Origin of the sequence: Streptomyces sp. ID05-26A (assembly GCF_033794685.1) — a bacterium.
Classification (GTDB): domain Bacteria; phylum Actinomycetota; class Actinomycetes; order Mycobacteriales; family Pseudonocardiaceae; genus Lentzea.
The window spans coordinates 42,269-64,049 of sequence record NZ_JARAYZ010000004.1 but is presented as its reverse complement, the minus strand read 5'-3'; the positions used below and the strand labels follow the sequence as shown (position 1 = coordinate 64,049).

Genomic DNA, 21,781 nt, shown 5'->3' with positions numbered 1-21,781 from the left:
ATGCATCTGGGGGATGACGAAAAGGGAACTGTCGCGCGCCGGACCGTCCTCAAGGGCACGGCGGCCGCGCTCGCCGGGGTCGCGCTGGCAGCGGGTCAGCAGCCGGTCGCACACGCCGCCGCGGAGGATCCGGAACAGCGGCTGCTGCAGATCGTGCCCGGTGGCAACGGGATCATCTACACGCTCTACGCCGACGGCCGCATCAAGTGGTTCAAGCACCTGGGCCGCGACAACGGCACGTACAACTGGGCCAGCGGCGACGGCAGGGAGATCGGCTACGGCTGGCAGATTCACACGAACGTGCTCGCGGACCAGCACGGTCAGCTCTTCGGCCTGTGCGGTGACGGCACGATGTGGTGGCACAAGTGGGTGCTCACGAACCCCGCCAACGGTGACGGCTACTGGGCGCCTGGCACCAACAACATCATCCACCGCGGCTTCGGTCAGTACTCGTACGTCTTCGGCGGCTGGGACGGCGTCTTCTACGCGGTGGACGCCCACGGCGACATGTACTGGTTCCGCTACCTGGCCGGTGACGGTTCGAACGGCCCCGGCGCGTGGGAGAACGACGGCGTCGGCCAGAAGATCGCGAGCGAGAAGCGCGACTACGACATGTTCTTCGCCGACCTGAACGGCGTCATCTACGGCGTGCGGCATGGTGCTGTGCTGCACTGGTTCCGCTACCTCGCGGGCGACGGCTCCAACGGTCCGGGTGCGTGGGCGAACAACGGCGACGGCCTCTACGTCGGCAGCGGTTTCGACTTCGGCTCGGGCGTCGAACGCTTCGCCGAAAACGGCGTCGTCTACGTCGTGTGGGTCAACCGGGACCACACCCGGACCGACCACGAGCTCCGCTGGTACAAGCTCGCGAACCACCTCACGATCGACACGTCCGGTGTGTTCTGGCCCAACGGCACGGGCGCGCTGGTCGGCACCGGCTTCAGCGTGGCGAGGACCGCGAACCTCCAGGGGTACACCAGCTGGTCGGTCGCGCCGGGGCAGACCCTCGACGTCGCGGTCTCGACGACCTTCGACCAGTTCACCGCCGGCGTGCTGCGGCTGACCGGCCCGCTCGAGCAGGGCGGTGCCACGCAGGTCAGGGCCCCGCAGACGTATCGAGGGCAGCGGCACCTGCTCAGGTCCGGCTACCGGGCGAACGGGCCGGGCTGGCCCACGTCTTTCTCGTTCACCGTGCCCGACGACTGGCAGTCCGGGTTCCACGTCGTGAAGCTCGAAGGCCCGTACGGGATGAGGCAGTACATCCCGTTCGTGGTGAAGCCGAAGCAGCCGCGAGAGAAGGTGGCGCTGCTCCTGCCGTATCTGACGCACAACGCCTACAACCACTGGGGCGGACACTTCCAGTACTCCTGGGAAGCGGCCTACGGGCGGCGTCAGTTCTCCATCCGCCGACCGTTCGCGAACGCCTACATCGAGGCTCCCGGGTTCATCGACGTCCGGTTCTACGGCGACCTGCTGCTGATGAAGTGGTTCACGGACAACAACGTCGCCTACGACTGCTACCAGGACCTCGACCTGCACGACCCGTCGTGGCTCGCGCAGTACAAGACGCTCGTGCTCGCCACACACCCCGAGTACTGGACGCCGGAGATGCGAACGGCGCTGGAGACGTACCTCGCCAACGGCGGCCGCCTCATCTACACGGGTGGCAACGGCATGTACGAGCGCGTCGACTACAACGCCTCGGGTGGGTTCGTGTTGCACCGCCGCCCCGACAACGGCGAGCGCTGGACGTGGCGCGATCAGGGGCTGCCGGAGTCGGAGGTGCTCGGCGTCGCGTACGACAGCACCTCCTACATGGAGATGTACCCGTACGTCGTGGACGCCGACCACCCGTTCCTGGAGGGCACCGGGCTCCAGGTCGGCGACAAGTTCGGCAGGACCGGGTACAACTTCGCGGCCAGCGGCTGGGAGGTCGACACCAGGACCGGCGCGGGCCCGGAAGCGCCCGGCGTCGTCCAGTTCGCTCATGGAGAACAACCGCACGGCGCGCAGATGTGCGTGATGTCCAAGCCGAACGGTGGATGGGTGTTCAGCGCGAGTTCCCTTTGTTTCAACGGTGCTCTCGCCCATGACCCGAAGATGTCGCGGATCCTGCTGAACGCGGTGAACGCCGCCCGGCTCTAGCAGCTGGAGTCGCTCCACGTCGACGGGTCAGGTTCGGTTGCGTAGCGTCGTTCGCGTGACCCAGAACCTGGCCCGCACGGCGGGCGAACTGCGCGCCGCCGGGCACCTGCCGCGCGGCGTCAAGACCGAGATCAGGGAGAACCTGCTCGCTGCCCTGCGCGAAGGACGCAACCCGTGGCCCGGCATCGTCGGTTTCGACCGCACGGTGCTCCCTCAGCTCGAACGCGCGTTGCTGGCAGGCCACGACGTGGTCCTGCTCGGCGAGCGCGGGCAGGGCAAGACGCGCCTGCTGCGCAGCCTGATCTCCCTGCTCGACGAGTGGACGCCCGTCATCGAGGGCTCCGAGCTGGGCGAACACCCGCTCGACCCGATCACGCCCGAGTCGAAGCGCCGGGCCGCCGAACTCGGCGACGACCTGCCGGTGGTGTGGCGGCACCGCACCGAGCGCTACGCCGAGAAGCTCGCGACACCCGACACGTCCGTCGGTGACCTGGTCGGCGACGTCGACCCGGTGAAGGTCGCCGAAGGCCGATCGCTGGGCGACCCGGAGACCATCCACTACGGCATGCTCCCGCGCGCCCACCGCGGCATCATCGCCATCAACGAGCTTCCTGACCTGGCCGAACGCATCCAGGTGTCGCTGCTCAACGTCATGGAGGAGCGTGACATCCAGGTCCGCGGCTACACGCTGCGGCTGCCGCTGGACGTGCTGCTCGTGGCCACCGCGAACCCCGAGGACTACACGAACCGCGGCCGCATCATCACGCCGCTCAAGGACCGCTTCGGCGCCGAGGTGCGCACGCACTACCCGCTGGAGATCGACGCCGAGGTCGACCTGGTCCGCCAGGAGGCCGACCTGGTGGCCGAGGTGGGCGACCACCTGCTGGAGATCATCGCCCGCTTCGTCCGGCACCTGCGCGAGTCGTCGTCGATCGACCAGCGCTCCGGCGTCTCGGCCCGGTTCGCCGTCGCGGCGGCGGAGACCGTGGCGGCGTCGGCGCTGCGCCGGTCCGCGCTGATCGGCGAGACCCCGGCCATCGCCCGCCCGATCGACCTCGAGTCGGTGCCGGACGTGCTGCGCGGCAAGCTCGAGTTCGAGGCGGGGGAGGACGGTCGTGAGGACGAGGTCCTCGTCCACCTGCTGCGCCGCTCGATCGCCGACACCGCCCGCGCCCGCCTGGCCGGCCTGAACCTCCGCGCGCTCGCCGAGGTCGTCTCGGACGGCCACCCGGTCGCGACCGGCGACCGCGTGCACGCCGGCGACCTGCTGGCCGCGCTGCCGGAGTTGCCGATCCTGCACGAGGTCGCGGCGCGCCTGGGAGCGGGCCCGAAGGACCCCGTCGGCCGCATCGCCTCGGCCGTCGAACTGGCTCTGGAGTCGCTCTACCTGACCCGCCACCTGTCGAAGGACAACTCCTCCGACGACGACCGATCGGTGTACGGATGAGATACCGCTACGGACGCTGGGGCGGCGGCGCCGATCCGCTGGCGCCCCCGGTGGACCTCCGCGCGGCCGTGGACGAGCTCGGCCGCGAGATCATGGAGGGCGCCTCGCCGCAGTCCGCCCTGCGCGAACTGCTGCGCCGAGGCGTCGACGGCACCCGCGGCCTCGACGACCTGACCTCACGCCTGTGGCAGCGCCGTGCGTCGATCCAGCGCCGGCACCGCCTCGACGGCACGTTGCAGGAGGTCCAGCAGCTGCTCGACCGCGCCGTCGAGGCCGAACGCCGGGCTCTGTTCCCGGACCCGTCCGACGACGCGCGCTTCCGCGAGGCCCAGCTCGACGCCCTGCCACTGGGCACCGCCGCCGCGGTCCAGGAGCTGTCGCACTACGACTGGCGGTCGCAGGAGGCGCGCGAGGCGTTCCAGCAGATCCGTGACCTGCTCGGCCGCGAACTGCTGGACCAGCGCTTCCAGGGCATGAAGGACGCGCTGTCCAACGTGGACTCACGCGACGTCGAGCGCATCCAGCGCATGCTTCGCGACCTCAACTCGCTGCTGGAGGCACACGCCTCCGGCTCCCCGGACACACCGCGCCTGTTCGACGACTTCATGCGCAAGCACGGCGAGTTCTTCCCGGAGAAGCCCCGCAACGTCGACGAGCTCATCGACGCCCTGGCCGCCCGCTCGGCCGCCGCGCAACGCATGATGAACTCGATGACCGACGAGCAGCGCGCCGAGCTGTCCGCGCTGTCACAGCAGGCCTTCGGTGGCATCGGCTCCTCTCTGTCCACTCTGGACTCCCTGTTGCAACGCCTGCGGCCGGGCGAGGACTGGACGTCGTCCGCCCGCTTCCGCGGCCAGGACCCGCTGGGCCTGGGCGAGGGCGCCCAGGCCATGGCGGACCTCGCCGAGCTCGACGCCCTGGCCGAGCAGCTCTCCCAGTCGTACCCCGGCGCCCGCCTGGAGGACATCGACCTGGAGGCTCTGGAACGCCAACTGGGCGAGTCGGCCTCGGTCGACGCCCGCCGCCTCGCGGAGCTGGAGAAGGCACTGCGTTCGCAGAACATCGTCGAACGCGCCCCCGACGGCTCCGTGAAGCTGACGCCGAAAGCGTTGCGGCGCCTGGGAGAAACAGCGCTGCGCGGCGTCGTCGACCAGCTGCGGTCGTCGCAGGGCGCCCGCGAGACGACCTCGGCCGGCGCCGCGGGTGAGCTGATCGGCTCGACCCGTCCGTGGCAGTTCGGCGACACCGAACCCTGGGACGTGCCACGAACCCTGCGCAACTCAGTGCTGCGCTCCGGCTCGATGTCCCTGGACGTCGTCGATCTCGAGGTGTCCGAGACCGAACACCGCACACGTGCGGCAGTCGCGTTGTGCGTCGACACCTCCTGGTCGATGGTGCAGGACGGCCGCTGGGTGCCGATGAAACGCACGGCACTCGCCCTGCATCACCTCGTGCGCACCCGATTCCGGACGGATGCTCTGCAACTGGTGACGTTCGGGCGTTATGCCGAGGCCGTGGACATCGGTCAGCTGACGGCGCTGGAAGGCGTGTGGGAACAGGGCACGAACCTGCACCACGCGTTGCTGCTGGCGGGCCGCCACGTCCGGCGTCATCCCGACGCCCAGCCCGTGGTGCTGGTCGTGACCGACGGCGAACCCACCGCGCACCTCGAACCCGAGGGCGACGCGGAGTTCAACTACCCGCCGCTGCCTCGAACGCTGGCCAAGACCCTGAACGAGGTCGACGCGCTCGCCAGGCTCGGGGCGACGATCTCGGTGTTCAAGCTGGGCGACGATCCGCGCCTGGCCGCGTTCGTCGACATCGTGGCCCGGCGAGGTGGCGGGCGTGTGGTGTCGGCGGACGAGGAAGGGCTCGGGGCTGCTGTGGTGAGCGACTACCTGAAGTCGCGGCGTCGGCGTCGGTGATGCGGGTGTCGTTGTGCCGGCGTCAGTGATGCAGGCGTCGGTGGTGCAGGCGTCGCTGTGCGGGCGTCGTTGATGCAGGCTTCGTCGACGGATGCGCCGCTGATGCGTGCGTCGTTGGGCGGGTGTCGCTGATGCGTGCGTCGTTGGGCGGGTGTCGGTGATGCGTGCGTCGTTGGGCGGGTGTCGGTGATGCGTGCGTCGTTGGGGCGTAGGTACCTCCTCGCGGTGGTGTTGAGCGGCGTGCCGTCGACCATGCACGCTCTGATGAAGCGTGACGACCTGCTGCGCGCTACACGGGCTGCCGGGTCGTTGGTCGGCGGCGGTGCTCGTGCCGGCGTTGTCGTGCACCTTGCCGTGTCGGGGTTTTGGGCGTTCGTGCTCACACGGCTGCGGGTGCGGGGTGTGGTCGGAGGGGCGGTGGCCGGGTTGCTGATCGCCGCCCTCGACCTGGAGGTCTTCGGGCGCCACAACGCTCAGATCCGGTCTCTGCCCAGGGTTCCGCAGTGGCTGGATCATGTGGTGTTCGGTGTGCTCGTGGCGGCTGAGGGCCGTCGGGAGCGGGAAGTGTTGTCGTAGCGGCACTTCGCCCCCGTGCTCGTCGCTCTGGCACGACGGCTGCAGGTCGTCGGGGTAGGACGAGGGCGGCTACCCGACAGCGGTTCGTCGGGTTGGTGCGGACAGCCACCTTGCAGCAGATCTCGGCGCCGGCACGCACGGCGGAGATCAGCTGCCAGAAGTCTTCCGCGCGTTCAGAGGTCGTAGAGCGCGGCCAACCGGGGCAGGCGGGTGGCGAGTTCGGCGCTGTCGTCGAAGTCGAAGTCCCAGTCCGGGTCTAGCGTGGGGTAGCTGATCCGGAAGGCGTCCTGCGGTAACTGCATGCCCGTCGCCTTGATGTGGGCGTTCCAGGCGATCGACAGCGCGTCCTCGCACTCGAACTCCATGCCGGACTCCGCGGCCGCCACCACCGCGGGTAAGGCCGCCAGTGAGTCCGGGGCGGCGAGGGTGGCCGTGTAGGTCTCCTCGCCCTGGGTCACGAGCCAGCCGCGGAAGTAGTCGAAGCCGTCGTCCGAGCAGCCGCCGTTGATCAGGTATGCCGCTGCCCACAACGGGTTCTGGTACGAGGCCGTCAGCAGGTCCCACAGGACCTGTTGGGTCGCCACGATCTCGGCGGGCGGACGCTCGGCGAGCAGTGTGGTGGCGGCGGCCGCCACGGCGTAGCCGTCGGTCGGGTCGGGGACGCTCGCTCGGGCGTCGGAGATGAGCTTCCAGAAGGTGTTCGGGTCCACAGGTCGAAGCTTGGCAGAGGGGTCTGACAATTTTTGGCGGGAGGCGGGAGGCGGGAGGCGGGAGGCGGGAGGCGGGAGGCGGGAGGCGGGAGGCGGGAGGCGGGAGGCGGGAGGCGGGAGGCGAGAGGCGAGAGGCGAGAGAAGGCTGGCTGGCGGGGAGCGGGCCGGCGGGGGAGCGGGCCGGCGGGGGAGCGGGCCGGCGGGGGAGCGGGCCGGCGGGGGAGCGGGCCGGCGGGGGAGCGGGCTGGCGAGAGGAAGCGGCGGTGGGGAGTCCGAGGCGGTACGAGATGAGGGCAGACGGTGAGCGTTGCGGGCGGGCAGGCCGAGGCGAGCAGGAGGGAGGGAGGGAGGGAGGGAGGGGTGTGCAGGCAGGCTAGGTGTGAAGGGGGAGGAACTGGCGGAGAGCAGGGTGCGCCGCCGAAAGCGAGATCGGCGGCTGACTTACGAGCCTGGACGTTCTAGGTTGTAGACATGATCAGGACTCTGTTTCGCTCGCTCGAGGCCGTGCACGGAATGATCTACTTCTCTCCCGAGGCGGAGCAGCGGTACGCGAGTGCCGGGCTGGACCGGCCCGGCGGCTACTTCGCGTCACGGGCCGCTGCGCTGGGGGCGGTCGGGGCCGAGGTCGTGATCGCGACGTTCTACAACTTCAACCCCGCGATCGTGCGGGCGCGCATCCCGCAGGCCTGGGAGAAGGTGTCGCCGGAGCGCATGTTGGAGTTGCGCTGGGAGGCGGCGGACGAGGCGCTCGCGAAGGTCTTGCCGGACGACCTCAAGGAGATCAACGAGCTGGCTCGGCGCGCGGCCGAGCGGTCCAAGGACATGTTGCACGGCCGTCCGTTGTTCGCCGCGCACGCCGCGTTGCCGTGGCCGGACGAGCCCCGGCTGCAGTTGTTCCACGCGCAGACGTTGTTGCGTGAGTTCCGTGGCGACGGGCACCTCGCGGCGCTCCTGCGGCACAACGTGACTGGTATCGAGGCGTTGGTGCTGCACGTCGCTACGGGTGACTATCCGGCTGATGTGCTGCGCAAGACGCGTGCGTGGTCTGAGGAGCAGTGGGCGGCGACTGTCCAGGACCTGCAGGCGCGTGGGCTCGTGGGCGAGGACCAGTTGCTCACGGAGAAGGGGCGCGAGTTGCGGCAGGGCATCGAGGACGACACGGACCACATGGCCGCGCCGGCCTACGACGTCCTGTCCGACCAGGAGAAGCAGCGGTTCGTCGAGCTGGCCGCGCCGTTGAGCAAGGCCGTGGTCGAGGCCGGGATGATCCCCGGCCGCCGCTAGGGCTCGGCCCTAGTCCGCCCCGTCCCGTTCGGTCGACGCGAGCGCCTTCTCGGTGACCTCGTCCTTGCCCGCCCGGTGCTTGCCGGGATGGGTCAGCGAGAAGTGCGCCTCGTCGCGCATCCGCTCCACCATGTGCGGGTAGTGCAGCTCGAACGCCGGACGCTCCGAGCGGATGCGAGGCAGTTCCTTGAAGTTGTGCCGCGGCGGGGGCGAGGTCGTGGCCCACTCCAGCGAGTTGCCGTAGCCCCACGGGTCGTCCTGCGGGGCCGGGTCGCCGTAGCGGTAGGAGCGGAAGACGTTCCACACGAACGGAAGCACGGACGCGCCGAGCAGGAACGCGCCGATGGTCGACAACGTGTTGAGGAACGTGAAGCCGTCGGAGGGCAGGTAGTCGGCGTAACGGCGCGGCATGCCCTCGTTGCCCAGCCAGTGCTGCACCAGGAACGTGCCGTGGAACCCGAAGAACGTCGTCCAGAAGTGCAGCTTGCCCAACGGCTCGTTGAGCATCCGCCCGGTCATCTTCGGGAACCAGAAGTAGATGCCGGCGTAGGTGGCGAACACGATCGTGCCGAACAGCACGTAGTGGAAGTGCGCCACCACGAAGTACGTGTCCGACACGTGGAAGTCGACGGCCGGTGAGGCCAGCAGGATGCCCGTCAGGCCACCGAAGAGGAACGTCACGAGGAAGCCGATCGAGAACAGCATCGGCGTCTCGAACGTCAGCTGGCCCTTCCACATCGTGCCGATCCAGTTGAAGAACTTGATGCCCGTCGGCACCGCGATGAGGAACGTCATCAGCGCGAAGAACGGCAGCAGCACTGCGCCGGTCGCGTACATGTGGTGCGCCCACACGGCCACGGACAGCATGGCGATCGCGAGTGTGGCGAACACCAAACCCTTGTAGCCGAACAACGGCTTACGGCTGAACACGGGGAAGATCTCCGTCACGATCCCGAAGAACGGCAACGCGACGATGTACACCTCGGGATGGCCGAAGAACCAGAACAGGTGTTGCCAGAGGATCACGCCGCCGTTGGCCGGGTCGAACACGTGAGCACCGAGGTGCCGGTCGGCCGCCAGGCCCATCAGCGCCGCGGTCAGGATCGGGAACGCCAGCAGGATCAGCACGGACGTCACCAGGATGTTCCAGGTGAACACCGGCATCCGGAACATCGTCATGCCGGGCGCGCGCAGGCACACCACCGTCGTCGTCATGTTGACCGCGCCGAGGATCGTGCCCAGGCCGGAGATCGCCAGACCCATGATCCACATGTCCGCGCCGACACCCGGCGAGTGCACGGCCGAGGACAGCGGCGTGTAGGCGAACCAGCCGAAGTCCGCCGCGCCGCCGGGCGTCACGAACCCCGCGACCACGATGATGCCGCCGAACAGGTACAGCCAGTACGAGAAGGCGTTGAGACGCGGGAAAGCGACGTCCGGCGAGCCGATCTGCAGCGGCAGGACGTAGTTCGCGAACCCGAACAGGATCGGCGTCGCGTACAGCAGCAGCATGATCGTGCCGTGCATGGTGAACAGCTGGTTGTACTGCTCGTTGGAGAGGAACTGCAGACCCGGCCGCGCCAGCTCGCCGCGCATCAGCAGCGCCATCAGGCCGCCGATCATGAAGAACACGAACGACGTGGTCAGGTACATGATCCCGATCTGCTTGGGATCCGTCGTCTTGAACAGCTGGAGGAAGTACGAGCCCTTCGGCCGTGCGCGCGCCGCCCCCGGATGGGGCACTACGGGCGTTGGCTTGATCGTGGTCATCGCGCCTCCTCCGTGCCAGAGGTGAATCGTCCTCCCGGTCAGACCGAGGGGCAATCCACGACGAGCACCGCACTGGTCACCGGAGCCACCGGAGCGCCTACGGCTATGCCGCTGACCTGCACGTAGTAGGCGCCGGGGGCCAATTCACCGAATCTGATCGACATCCTCTCGGAGATCGCCGGACTGCGCGATTCGACCTGTTTGCCGTTCTCGTCGACCAAGGCCACCTTCAACGCCCGCGCGGGTGTGTCCTTCAGTTCGACGGTGACCTCCAGGGTCTCCCCGGTCAGCACCAGGTCCGGCACGCTGAGCTGCGGCTCGGTCGTGACCACGTTGCGCGGGACGATGGGTTTCGCGGTCAGGAACGACTCCACGGCGTCCAGCACGGCGGCGTTGTCCTGCAACGACGTGTGCTGCTCCGTCACGCGGTGCAGCGTGTTCGAGTCCAACGCCAGGCCACGGCGCGCGGCACCGAGCATCGGCACGGTCGCATCGCCGTACAGGTCGTCGCCCTCATATGTCCGGTAACAGGTGACTTTGCCGTCGGCGACACGTGCCGTGGTCGCCGTGGGCTGCTTACCGCCGAGGATCGCGTACGTCTTGTCGGCGAACGAGTCGGTCAACGCGCCGTGGAACGCCATCGCGTCCAAGACCATCTTCGTGTCGAGCTCGGGCAACGACACCTCAGTGGTCTTGAGCAGACCAGCAGGAGACTCGATGCACGCGTACTCGGGCAGCAACTGGTGCAGCGACGGCATCGACCGCGCGAACTCCGTCAGATCGATCGCCAACGGCCCGAGCCCCTTGCGCACGCCGTTGACCAGCTGGTCCAACGCCGCCGCGGCCCCGCGGTACGGCGTGCCCATCGTGATCAGCTTCGCCGTCCGCTCGGCCATCCCGCACTGCTCGATGCACCACCGCGCGACCAGCCCGCCCATCGAGTGGCACACGAAGCTGACCTTGGCGTCCGGTCCGATGCGGTCGAGCATCTCGTCCACCCGCCGCGCCAGCAACGCGCCGTTGTAGCGGTTCGACAGCCGCCAGTCGTAGGCGAAGAGCAGCAGGGTGCCTTTCTCGACGCTGTAGCCGAGCGAGTTCATCCTGCGCGTCACCCGGTCGTAGCCCTTCAGCGGCGTCCAGATGCCCGGGATGACGTGCAGGTCCGCCATCAGCCCGACGGGCTCGACGCCGTCGCCAGGGTGTTCGTCGCCGATACCGGCCGGGAGCTTCAACTTGTGCAGGCTGCGGCCGAGCGTCAGCACCGCGCGCAACGCGGCCTTGCCGGACACCTCCCACACCATGCCGTCCGAGTTGCGCAGCGTGCTGCCGAGAATGCCGGGCAGGACGACGACCAGATCGCTCATCTAGGACTCCTCGGCGAGCTTGCGGATGAGGGAGAGCAGCGCGAGGTTCGCGGGCACCAGATAGGTCAGTTCGTGGATCCACGCCAGCCGTTGACCGGCCGCGGGCAACGCCAGACGTTGGTCACCGGCCCGAGCGCGCGCGACCACCTTGTACAGCGCCGCCAACGCGTGCGGCTCCAACGCCGTCACGGCCTGTGTCAGCGCTTGAGGTGACGCACCGGCAGCTAGTCCGCGCAGGATCTCGGTCACGCGCGCGGGGTCGTCGACGGCGTCGAGCACGAGGTCGAGCACGTCGGCGTCTTCGCCGGCCAGCAACAGCAACGCGTGCACGGGCCGGTTGTCGCGGACGTTCTTCAGCACTTCCTTGTCCAGCAACTCCTCCCGGCGCGTGGCGAGCAGTTCGCGACGACGTGCGGGCGTGGCGTCCACGAACTCGTCCGCGAGACTCGCGAGCAGCCACGGCCGATAGGCGAGCATGACGCCTTGCTGCTGCGCGGTCGCCCTGCGCGCCTGGATGACCTGTGCCTCGATCAGGCTCGTGCCGTACAACGCCTCCGTGACAGCGACATCCGCGTCCGTGGACAACAACTCGGGGTGTGCGAGCAGGATCGTGCGTTCCTCGGCATAGGAGCGTGCGAACACCCATGAGCGTGCGGTCCGCAGCAACGCACGGTCGACCGACAGCCAGTCCGGCGTGGTGTCCCACGGCCACGGGCCCGAGTCGTAGTGGCGGCGCGCGATGTCGTGCACGTCGTGAATCGCCTGCCGCGACTGGCCGACGTGCGTGAGCGCCTGGCACAGCCACTTCGCCGCCGCCGGATCACCCGCCCTGGTGGCCGCCGCCCGCAGCATCAGCAGTGTCGCGAGGTGCGGGCCGTTGAACCGCGCGGTCACCCGTTCCCAGGTCTCGTCGACGATCTCGGGCTGCTTGAGCCCCGCGCAGAGCGTGTCGAGCGTGAACAACGCCGCCGCGAGCGTCGACAGGCGGTCCGTGTTCTCCGGCAGCAGGCACACCTCGACGGTCCGCAGGCCGGTGGCGAGCGCCTCGCGGGGCTTGTCCGCGTCGCGCTGGCGCCGCATCAGGTTGTGCAGTGCCTGACCGTGCACCGGCAGCCCGTCGGCGAGGTCGGCGGCCTGCCGGGCGGCGTTCAGAGCCGCGTCCGTGCGGCTGACCATGCTGTACGCGACGCTCAGGCTCAGCGCCGCGTCGGCGAGCTGCGGCCGGAACGCGGCGTGCCGGCCGAGTGTGCCGCTGATCTCCGCGGCCTGCCGGGTCATGCTGTCGGCGTCGGAGAGCCGGCCCAGCGCCAGGTAGTCGCGGCTCAGTTCCACCAGCGCGCTCACGAGATCCGCGAGGAACACCGGGTTCGTCTGCGCGAGCGAGTAGTACAGCTCGACCGCCAGCTTCGACCGTTGCATGGCCTCGTAGCGCAGACCCGAGTCGCTGCACCGTGCGGCGAGACAGGTGATCGCGCGCGCAAGCGGTGCGTCGGTGTCGACGGCCGCAACGGCGTCACGGGCCGTGGACAGTGCGTCCTGCCTACGCCCCAACATCGCGTAGACCTCGCTGAGATCCACCAACGCGCCGCTGAGGTGCGCCGCGTACGTCGGGTTGTCGCCGCCGTGCGTCGTCGTTTTTGCGATGCGTTGCGCAAGCCGTTTGTGCGTCAGGCTTTCCGCCGTCGTCGGAGTCGACGCCACCAGCTCGCGGTACCGCACGGCGGCCTCTTCGGCGGGTGCCACCGCCTGCTGGAGGCGTCCGGCCTCACGGAACCGCCGGCCGAGCTTGTTCAGCACGAACGCCAGGTCCGCCAGGTACATCCGCAGCTTCGGCACGAGAGCGCGGAAGTGCTCGGCGGCCTCTTCGAGCGGTGCGATGGCCTCGTCGCCACGACCCCAGTGCATCAGTTCGCCGGCGGCCGTCGTGGCCGCGAGTGCGATGTCCGGCAACAACATCGGGTTCATCACGGCGAGCGCGCGCAGCCCGTCCAACGCCCGCGTACCCGCGTGCCCGCAGTGCCGCCACGCGTACTTCCACAGGTAGCCCGGCACGTTCGGCGGCACACCGGCCTCCATGCGCTGCCGGTACAGCCCGATGAGCGCGCACGCGACCTTCTCGGCGTCCGGCGCGAACACCTCGTCCCGGCTCGGCGCGAACGGCAGCCGCAGGTGGTCCGCGAACGTCTGGTGCGTCAGCTTGAAGACCGCCGTGCCCTCCTCACCGTCCTGCACGACGTGACGGCCCAGTTCGGTGAGCACGGCCGTGATGTCGTCACGGGTGAACTCCTCACCGGACAACGCCTGCGCCACAGCCATCCACTCGGCCTCGGGGAATCCCGCGCCGTAGCTCCACGTCAACGCCGTCAGCAGCGCACGGGCAGAAGGCACCTTCGCGAGTTCACGGTCGAACGCCGCGTCCAACGACAGCTTGAGGTCCGCGCCGCCATCGGCCAGCACCTGGTCCGTGATCATCCACGCGGTCAGGAACGGCAGCCTCGCCAGTTCGTCCACGGTGGACTGCTTCGCCGTGGGTCCCAGGCGTGCCATCACGTACTCGCGGACGTCGGACTCGCTGTTCGCGTCGTCGAGGTTCAGCACCTCGACCGGTGACAGCTCGGTCAGCAGGGGAGCGCCGCCCGCGACCCGGTGCGCCTGGCGGGTCGAGACGATCACGATCGCGTAGCTCGCCAGCTTGGTCAGCAGCGACGTGGCGATCGAGAACGACTCACCGCGCGCCTCGTCCAGACCGTCGACGACCAGCACGGGAGGCTCCGCCAACGCGCTGACCACGCCCACCAGCTCGGCCGCGCCCCGCCGCGGGCCGTCGGGTTCGCGGAGGAGCCCGGCGGCGACGAGCTGGCGGCTCAGCAGGTCGGCCACGCGGTCCGCGTCCATCGCGCGGGCGTGCACGGCCGCGTCGACCGAGCCGGGACCGGGGTCGGCGTGGCGGAACGACGGCCCGGCGGTCAGCAGCAGGTCGCGCTCGGCCGAGTTGGACAGGCTGACAACTCGGCCGACGACCGCGGACTTGCCGGTGCCCGGCGACCCGGTGACCACCCGCAGGCCGGCCACCCCGGACCTCACCCAGCTCACGACCTTGTCGACCTGGGCGGTGCGACCGGTGAACCACGACCTGTTGTCCGTGGAGTCACCACCGCGGGCCGCGAGCAGAAGGTGCTTCACGACCGTGTTCGCGGCGTAGAGGGGGTTCGGCAGCATCGGCTGCGCGGACCCGTACTGCATGAAGCGCGGCCGTTGGACGTCGCTGTCCCACGTGTTCAGCAACGCCGTGCCGACCGCTCCGCCGTCGACCAACGCGATGCGGTCGCTCCACCGCCGTGCGTCCTCAGCCGCCGTGGGACCCGCACGCAGCAGCTTGCGCAGCTTCCCGCCGAACAAGCCGTCACGGGCCGTTTCGATGCTCGAACACGACACCAGCACGCCCGCCCAGTGCACCTGGCCCGCCAGCAGCTCCTCCTGGACGGCGGCGACCGTGCGGACGGCCTCGTCGAGCTGGGCGCCCGAGTAGCAGGCGTCGATGATGATGAGCACCTGGTGCGCGCCCGAAGCCGCGCACCAGAGCGCGAACTCGTGCAGCATGATGCCGTCGACCGTGCCGTCGTTGTCCCTGGCCAGGAGCCTGAGGTTGCCGGCGACGGGGATCGCGTGCCCGCTCCACAACGCCACCAGCGCGCCGCCGTCCTGCGGCTGCCGGCGCAGCTCCTTCATGTGCGCGCGGATGTCGGCCTCGGTGGGGTCGGCCAGGGGGTCGCCGTCGTAGCCCTTGAGCAGGGCACGCAGCTCCCGCACGTCGCTCACGGCGTGCTGAAGCGGCTGCACCAGCTCGTAGGAGCCGACGCCGATGCCGACGAACCTGCCTCTGACCCTCTCCTGCATGCGTCACTACCCCCTGTCCAGACGTCGCCCGCGAACAGGGGGTGTTACGGCGCTTAACTCACATGGCGTAGTCGCGGTGGACGAGGTGGCGGCGGACCGGGTTGCCGGACGTGCGGCGCCTCGGGACTCACGTCTGGTCCTTCGGCTCCGGCGACTCCTTCGGCGACTCGGCCGGCTCCTTCGGCAGCTCCAGGTTCGTGTTCTTCTCCAGGAACCTCAGCAGCTCCACCGGGAACGGCAGCACCAGCGTCGAGTTCTTCTCCGCCGCCACCTCCACGATGGTCTGCAGCAGCCGCAGCTGGAGGGCGCCGGGCGTGGACTCCATGGTCCCGGCGGCCTCGGAGAGCTTCTTCGACGCCTGCAGCTCGCCGTCCGCGGTGATGATGCGGGCGCGGCGTTCGCGTTCGGCCTCGGCCTGGCGCGACATCGAGCGCTTCATGCTCTCCGGCAACGCCACGTCCTTGATCTCCACGCGGTCTATGTCGATGCCCCACTCCAGCGCGGGGGTGTCGATCATCAGCTCCAGGCCCTGGTTGAGGCGCTCGCGGTTGGACAGGAGGTCGTCGAGCTCGCTCTTGCCGATGATCGACCGCAGCGACGTCTGCGCCACCTGCAACATCGCGAACCGGTAGTCCTCGACGTTGATGACGGCTTTCGCCGGGTCCTGCACCTTGAAGTACACGACGGCGTCCACGCGCACGGTGACGTTGTCGCGCGTGATGCCGTCCTGTGCCGGCACGGGCAGGGTGACGATCTGCAGGTTCACCTTCCGGAGTTGGTCGACCCCGGGAACCAGCATCGTCAGCCCTGGCCCGCGCACGCCCTGCTGCAGCTTGCCGAACCGGAACACCAGGCCCTGCTCGTACTGCTTGATCACTCTGGCGCTCATCACGAGACCGAGGCCTCCGAGCGCCACCAGCCCGCCGAGGATTTCGAAGAAGACCATGAGACCCCGCCTTTCAGCGGCGAATGCCCTTGATCTCCAACGGTACGCCCGGGGTCCGACAATTTTCAGCAGTGCAGGACGGGAGACGCCCAGTCGGCGTGGTCGTGCGGGTTGCCGTCACCTCCGTCCGTCACCCGGAACGTCAGCACCGTTGCTCCACTCGTGTCCACGGTGATGGAGACGGCTGCGCTCTGTCCTGTCAGCACAGGGCTTCGGTAGACCGAACGGTTGTCCTTCAGGATTTCGAACCGGACGCTGCCGCCGCCGTTCGTCTCGTCGTCGACGCCGATGGTGGCGGTCAGGGTGCCGCACCCGCCGCCGGTGTAGACCTGGAACTCCGAGTCGGCGTGCACGCCGACGCCCCGGTCGAACCGGGCGCCCCGGATGCTCATCGGGTTGCCGTCGCCGGCCTGGTCCTCGCCGTTGCTGCGGTCGCGTTCGACCGGGCCCCAGCCGTTGCGTTCACCGAGGAACTCCAGCGCGGAGACCGGGGCTTCGCCCTGCGGAGGGCGCGGGGTGGCGGTGAAGTCCGCGGTCAGGCTGGACGTCGCCTTGCCCGTGCTGATCTCCGCGAAGACCGGACGGGTGCCGGTGTCCCCGCCGTCGCGCCTGATCGTCACCTTCGCGCTGCCTCCGGACAGGTCGGCCGTGCCCGGCGTGACGGACCAGTGCTCGGGCGCGGTCAGCCTGGCCGTGGTCGTGCCCGGGCAGGGCTTCGTCACCACCAGTTCGGCCTCGACCTGCTCGCCCGGCTCGAGGACGGTGTCGGCGGCACGCAGTTCGGCGGTGGGCGCGCAGTCCACCCGGTTGCCGAGCTTGCCCGTTGCGGCCTCCACGGGCGTGAGCGGACGCAGCAGCACGGAGTACGCGTACTCGTTGCCCGCCTCCACCTGGTACTGCGGCAACGGCTCGTGGAACGTCTCGCTGACGCCTGTCACGCGGTGCGCCGCGTGCAGGGTCGTCCAGCCGTCGTTCTTCTTCAGTGCGAACGGGTACGCGGCACGGTCGAGGTCGTCGTACTGCGAGACCCGGACGTCGAGATCACCCGCGACGAGCAGGCCCGCGCGGCCGTTGGACAGCGTCGCCCAGCGCGTGTCGGCGTGGTTGCCGTGGTCCTGCGGCTTGTAGTAGTCGTTGAACTCGCGGTCCACTGTGGACTGATAGACACCGATCGGGTCGCCGGACTTGCGGTCGTCGTAGTTCTCGCCCGGACCGCGGCCGTACCAGGTGAACTTCCGGTGGTCCGACGGAACCTTCAGCGTGAAACCGATGCCGGGCAGGTAGCTCAGGTCGCGCATGCGGCCCTGGGCGGCGACCCGGTGCCCGACCCTGATCTCACCGTCGCCGGTGATCCGGTAGGTGAAGGTCTGGTCGAACGACGCGTTCTGCACGGCTTGAGCGGTGGATTCGGCCGTGACGACCGTGTCCGTTCCTTGCGTGACCGTGACGCTCGACGCCGTGGTCTTGAGCCGGTCGAGGCCGTTGCGGTACCAGGAACCGTCCTCGCTCATGGACTCGTTGGACAGCGGTGCGCGCCACGCGTCGAGTTCCGGACCGGCCTTGAGGAGTTCGGTGCCCCGCACGCGCATGGAGGTCAGCGTGCCGGACCTCTTGCTCACGACATAGCGGAAGTCCTTGCCGGACAACACGACCTCGTCACCGGTCTCGGTGGTCGTGAGCTTGCCCGGAGCGGACGGCGTGTGCAGTCCGGCGATCTGCGTGCCGCCCAGCGGGAACTGGGCGATGCCGACGTCGTTGCCCCGCCGGTCGACCGCGCGGACGGTCAGGTGGCGGTCTGTCTCGGCGGTGAAGTCCGGCAACGTGGTCGTGCCCGGTTGGAGCCTGCCGCGGTGCTGGGCGATGGTGCGGCCGTTGTCCTGGACCTGCCAGCGCAGTTCGAGGTCGTCGGTGCCGGTGAACTGGCGTTCGCTGACGGTCGTGAGCTCGTTGCCCGAGAAGGAGAAGCGGATGGGGGAGTGGACGGCCATCAGCTCGGTGGCCTCCGGCTGCGGCCTGCGATCCGCCCACACCACGCCGTCGACACCACCCGTGCCGGCGCCGTAGGACTGCTTGCGCCCCTTGTCCTCCAGCTTCTCGAAGTCGAGTGCCAGCACGGCGGTCCGCTGGGGATCGGCGGCGAGTTCGGACTCGGTCAGCGCGCGGTGGTAGATCCGGACCTGGTCGATCGCGCCGTGGGCCATGCGGGTGCCGACGTTCTCCTGCATGGTCTCGGCGTTGCGGCCGATGTTGACCGGCCAGTGCGACCAGTCGATCGTGCCGCTGAAGTCCGTCGTCGCGACCTCGCGGCCGTCGATCAGCAACCGCAGCTTCGTGCCGTCGAACGTGCCGGTGACGCGGTGCCAGTTGCCCTGGAAGTCCGCCGGGACCGTCGCACGGACCGTGCGCCAGGTACCGCTGTGGACGAAGAACTCCAGCGTGGTGGCGTTGGACATCTTCAACGCGTACTGGTGGTCGCCCTTGGAGATGACGGTGAAGTCGCCGGTCCACGTGTCGGGCTTGACCCAGGCGTCCAGGGTGAGGCCGTTCGTGACCTCGTCGAGCTTGCGGTCGCGGTAGACCTCCACGAAGTCGTCGAGTCCGCTGAGCCGCAACGCCTTGCCGTGCGGTCCGTCCACCTGGGACGGTTTGCCCGACAGGTACGAGAGGATGCCATTGGCGTCGTCGGGCGTGGTGTAGAGCGGTAGGGCGATGTTCTGCTCGGCCCAGTCCCAGATGAAACCGCCCTGCACCTGCGGGTAGGCGCGCACGACGTCCCAGAACTCCTTGAAGTTGCCGAGGCTGTTGCCCATGGCGTGCGCGTACTCGCCCATGATGATCGGCTTGGTCGTGGTCTTCGCCTTGGCTTCGAGGCTCGCGGGCGACGGGTAGCGCGGGCCGGCCACGTCCGCGAACGGCGCGTCACCGTCCGGCACGTTCGGCTGGTGGTAGAGCGGGCGGGTGTCGTTCTTCCGCGCGTACTCGGCCATCGTGTGGTGCGCCTTGCCGAGGCCCGCTTCGTTGCCCGTGTCCCACATGACGACGCTCGGGTGGTTCTTGTCACGCTGCATCATCGCGACGAACCTGTCCTGGAACGCGTCCTGCCACTCTGGGCGTTCAGCGAGGCAGTTGCTCGGGCAGCCGTCGTGGTGGTGGGTCTCGACGTCGACCTCGTCGGCGATCATCAGGCCGTTGCGGTCCGCGAGTTCGTAGAAGTACGGGTCGCTCGGGTAGTGCGAGGTGCGGACGGCGTTGATGTTGAACCGCTTCATCAGCTGGACGTCTTGTTCCTGGTCGGCGCGGGTGACGTGGCGGCTGCCGCGCACGGACGTCTCGGCCCGGTTCGTGCCGCGGAACAGGACGCGCTTGCCGTTGATCTTCAGCTGCTTGTCGGCGATCTCGATCTCGCGGAACCCGACGGGCTGCCTGCCGGTCTGGATCACCCGGCCGTCCCGGACCAGTTCGATCTCGAGCTCGTAGACGTCCGGGGTCTCGTCCGTCCACTTGAGCGGATTCGTGACTCGGCCGTCCTGCACGGTGACCTCGCGGCCTTGCGGGTCGAAGAGCCTGGTCCGGACGGTGTGGCCCTCGGCAGGGCCGCCGATCTTGACGTCCGCGGTGATCGTGGCGTCGCGGTACTGGGCGTCGAGGTCGGTCTTGATCGTCACGTCGGCGAGGTAGGTCTTCGGCGTCGTGTAGAGCCAGACCTCGCGGAAGATGCCGGAGAACCGCCACTGGTCGAAGTCCTCCAGGTGCGAGCCGGAGCCCCAGCGGTGGACCTGGACCTTCAGCGTGTTGCGGCCGGACTTGAGCTTCGAGGTGATGTCGAACTCCGCCGGCGTGTAGCCGCCCTGGTCGTAGCCGACGTACGTGCCGTTGACCCACACGAAGTATCCGCTGGTCACGCCCTCGAAACGGACCAGCGTGCGGTCCCAGTCCGCAGGAAGGTCGAACGTCTTCTCGTAGACGCCGGTGGGGTTGACGTCGTGCGGGATCCGGGGCGGGTCGTCCGGGTACATCTCGGTGGGGATGTTGCGGAACATCGGGTGGTCGAGGAAGTCGGTCTGCCACGTGTGGGGGACCTTGACCGTGCGCCACCCGTCCGGGGTCTCCCTGACGTCCTGTGGCCTGTCGAACATCCGGAGGCGCCACTCGCCGTTCAGGCTCAGGCGGCGTTCGGGTGCCAGATCCGGGTGCGGAGGTTCCTGGTGCTCGCCGGTCATCCTGGGATTCTCCAGATACGCCAAGGCGTCCAGAGGTTCGGCGGGTGCGGTTGCCGGGGAGAGTGAGAGCGCTACCACCGTGGCTACGACGACACGAAGCATGCCTTCGGAAGCTAGGGGCGGCGCCGTGACGCCGTCAACGGATGTCCTGCCTTTCTGTCCGAACGAATCGGGCGTGGCCGTCCCAACAGCCGGAAATCACGCTCCACCTGGCGGCACGCGTTAGTGTCGGATACATGCAGACCTGGTCATCGATTCCTGTGCCGCGGGTTCCGGGGGACCCCCGCCCGCTGCGGCTGTTCGACACGGCTACGGGCGAAGTGCGTCCGACGGCTCCAGGAGACACCGCCAGGTTGTACGTCTGCGGGATCACGCCGTACGACGCGACTCACCTCGGCCACGCCGCGACCTACCTCGCGTTCGACCTCGTGCACCGCGTGTGGCTCGACAACGGCCACAACGTGCACTACGTCCAGAACGTCACCGACGTCGACGACCCGCTGCTGGAGCGGGCTCTGCGCGACAAGGACGACTGGGTGGTGCTCGCCATGCGCGAAACGGCCCTGTTCCGCGAGGACATGGCGGCCCTGAGGGTCCTGCCGCCGCAGGACTTCGTCGGCATCGTGGAGGCGATCCCGGAGATCGTCGAGGTCGTCGCGAAGCTGGTCGCCGACGGCCATGCCTACCGTGCGGACGACTCCGAGTACCCCGACATCTACTACTCGCACGACGCCACGGGCCGTTTCGGCTACGAGTCGAACTACTCCTCCGAGGAGATGCTCCGGCTGTTCGCCGAACGCGGCGGCGACCCGGATCGACCGGGCAAGCGCCACCCGCTGGACGCGCTGCTGTGGCGCGTGAGGCGCCCCGGTGAGCCGTCGTGGCCGTCCGAACTGGGCGACGGCCGCCCCGGCTGGCACATCGAGTGCAGCGCCATCGCCCACAACCGCCTCGGCATGGGCTTCGACGTCCAGGGCGGCGGCTCCGACCTGATCTTCCCGCACCACGAGTACTCCGCGGCGCACGCCGAGGCCCAGACCGGCCAGCACCCGTTCGCACGTCACTACGTGCACGCGGGCATGATCGGCCTCGACGGCGAGAAGATGTCGAAGTCGCGCGGCAACCTGGTCTTCGTCTCGAAGCTGCGCGCCGAGAAGGTGGACCCGAACGCCGTCCGGCTGGCGCTGCTCGCGGGTCATTACCGCGCGGACCGCCCGTGGACGCAGGCACTGCTCGAGGAGGCGCTGGTCCGCGTCGACAAGTGGCGCCGGGCCGCCTCGCTCGACACGGGACCGTCCGCTGTGGACACCGTGACGAGGCTGCGCGACCACCTGGGCAACGACCTCGACACGCCGAAGGCGTTGGCCGCCGTCGACGCGTGGGCCGATGAGGCGCTGGCGCACGGTGGGGCGGATCGGCACGGGCCTTCGCAGATCCGTACGGCTGTGGACGCGCTTCTGGGCGTGGAGCTCTAACGAGGCTGGGAGCCGGTGGCCG

The 21,781-nt window shown here is 69.1% G+C and carries 12 protein-coding genes; 6 read left to right on the top strand and 6 right to left on the bottom strand.

Annotated features, from left to right (window positions below):
- From PV646_RS31450 to PV646_RS31435, 4 genes are all read left to right on the top strand, one after another.
- Entirely contained in the window at positions 1-2,145 is a 2,145-nt protein-coding gene (locus tag PV646_RS31450; protein WP_500345932.1) for a N,N-dimethylformamidase beta subunit family domain-containing protein, read from the top strand.
- A 55-nt stretch (positions 2,146-2,200) separates the two neighbouring features.
- Positions 2,201-3,592, top strand: coding sequence for a sigma 54-interacting transcriptional regulator (locus PV646_RS31445; RefSeq protein ID WP_500345931.1), 1,392 nt, complete (start codon positions 2,201-2,203; stop codon positions 3,590-3,592).
- Positions 3,589-5,517, top strand: a complete 1,929-nt coding sequence (locus PV646_RS31440; RefSeq protein WP_500345930.1) for a vWA domain-containing protein — start codon at positions 3,589-3,591, stop codon at positions 5,515-5,517. The genes PV646_RS31445 and PV646_RS31440 overlap by 4 nt, the downstream gene beginning before the upstream one ends.
- Before the next feature lie 189 nt (positions 5,518-5,706).
- Entirely contained in the window at positions 5,707-6,093 is a 387-nt protein-coding gene (locus tag PV646_RS31435) for a hypothetical protein (RefSeq protein ID WP_500345929.1), read from the top strand.
- A 173-nt stretch (positions 6,094-6,266) separates the two neighbouring features.
- Here PV646_RS31435 and PV646_RS31430 read toward each other — a convergent pair whose 3' ends face one another.
- Positions 6,267-6,803 carry a DUF4240 domain-containing protein gene (locus PV646_RS31430; protein ID WP_500345928.1) on the bottom strand — a complete coding sequence of 179 codons (537 nt, stop codon included), beginning with the start codon at positions 6,801-6,803 and terminating at the stop codon, positions 6,267-6,269.
- Positions 6,804-7,274: 471 nt separating this feature from the next.
- Here PV646_RS31430 and PV646_RS31425 point away from each other — a divergent pair, with 471 nt between their 5' ends.
- Positions 7,275-8,087: an SCO6745 family protein gene (locus PV646_RS31425; protein WP_500345927.1), complete on the top strand. Its 813-nt coding sequence runs from the start codon at positions 7,275-7,277 to the stop codon at positions 8,085-8,087.
- A gap of 9 nt (positions 8,088-8,096) precedes the next feature.
- On the opposite strand, the gene ctaD is transcribed toward PV646_RS31425, so the two are convergent.
- From ctaD to PV646_RS31400, 5 genes are all read right to left on the bottom strand, one after another.
- On the bottom strand, positions 8,097-9,857 hold the full coding sequence (ctaD, locus tag PV646_RS31420) for an aa3-type cytochrome oxidase subunit I (protein WP_500345926.1): 1,761 nt from the start codon (positions 9,855-9,857) through the stop codon (positions 8,097-8,099).
- A 38-nt stretch (positions 9,858-9,895) separates the two neighbouring features.
- A complete protein-coding gene (locus tag PV646_RS31415; protein WP_500345925.1) occupies positions 9,896-11,221 on the bottom strand; it encodes an esterase/lipase family protein in 1,326 nt (441 codons plus the stop codon).
- Positions 11,222-15,118 carry an AAA family ATPase gene (locus tag PV646_RS31410; RefSeq protein WP_500345924.1) on the bottom strand — a complete coding sequence of 1,299 codons (3,897 nt, stop codon included), beginning with the start codon at positions 15,116-15,118 and terminating at the stop codon, positions 11,222-11,224.
- Positions 15,119-15,245: 127 nt separating this feature from the next.
- Complete coding sequence (locus tag PV646_RS31405) at positions 15,246-16,064, bottom strand: slipin family protein (protein ID WP_500345923.1); 819 nt, start codon at positions 16,062-16,064, stop codon at positions 15,246-15,248.
- A gap of 65 nt (positions 16,065-16,129) precedes the next feature.
- Positions 16,130-20,284, bottom strand: a complete 4,155-nt coding sequence (locus PV646_RS31400; RefSeq protein WP_500345922.1) for a glycoside hydrolase family 2 TIM barrel-domain containing protein — start codon at positions 20,282-20,284, stop codon at positions 16,130-16,132.
- A 236-nt stretch (positions 20,285-20,520) separates the two neighbouring features.
- On the opposite strand from PV646_RS31400, the gene mshC reads away from it, so the two are divergent.
- Positions 20,521-21,759, top strand: coding sequence for a cysteine--1-D-myo-inosityl 2-amino-2-deoxy-alpha-D-glucopyranoside ligase (gene mshC / locus PV646_RS31395; protein WP_500345921.1), 1,239 nt, complete (start codon positions 20,521-20,523; stop codon positions 21,757-21,759).
- Positions 21,760-21,781 lie beyond the last annotated feature (22 nt).

Excerpts from the sequence above, each read along its gene's own strand:
- PV646_RS31450 (WP_500345932.1), top strand. The coding sequence starts at position 1 with ATGCATCTGGGGGATGACGAAAAGGGAACTGTCGCGCGCCGGACCGTC.
- PV646_RS31440 (WP_500345930.1), top strand. The coding sequence starts at position 3,589 with ATGAGATACCGCTACGGACGCTGGGGCGGCGGCGCCGATCCGCTGGCG.
- PV646_RS31435 (WP_500345929.1), top strand. The coding sequence starts at position 5,707 with ATGCGTGCGTCGTTGGGGCGTAGGTACCTCCTCGCGGTGGTGTTGAGC.
- PV646_RS31425 (WP_500345927.1), top strand. The coding sequence starts at position 7,275 with ATGATCAGGACTCTGTTTCGCTCGCTCGAGGCCGTGCACGGAATGATC.
- ctaD (WP_500345926.1), bottom strand. The coding sequence starts at position 9,857 with ATGACCACGATCAAGCCAACGCCCGTAGTGCCCCATCCGGGGGCGGCG.
- PV646_RS31415 (WP_500345925.1), bottom strand. The coding sequence starts at position 11,221 with ATGAGCGATCTGGTCGTCGTCCTGCCCGGCATTCTCGGCAGCACGCTG.
- PV646_RS31410 (WP_500345924.1), bottom strand. The coding sequence starts at position 15,118 with ATGCAGGAGAGGGTCAGAGGCAGGTTCGTCGGCATCGGCGTCGGCTCC.
- PV646_RS31405 (WP_500345923.1), bottom strand. The coding sequence starts at position 16,064 with ATGGTCTTCTTCGAAATCCTCGGCGGGCTGGTGGCGCTCGGAGGCCTC.
- PV646_RS31400 (WP_500345922.1), bottom strand. The coding sequence starts at position 20,284 with ATGACCGGCGAGCACCAGGAACCTCCGCACCCGGATCTGGCACCCGAA.
- mshC (WP_500345921.1), top strand. The coding sequence starts at position 20,521 with ATGCAGACCTGGTCATCGATTCCTGTGCCGCGGGTTCCGGGGGACCCC.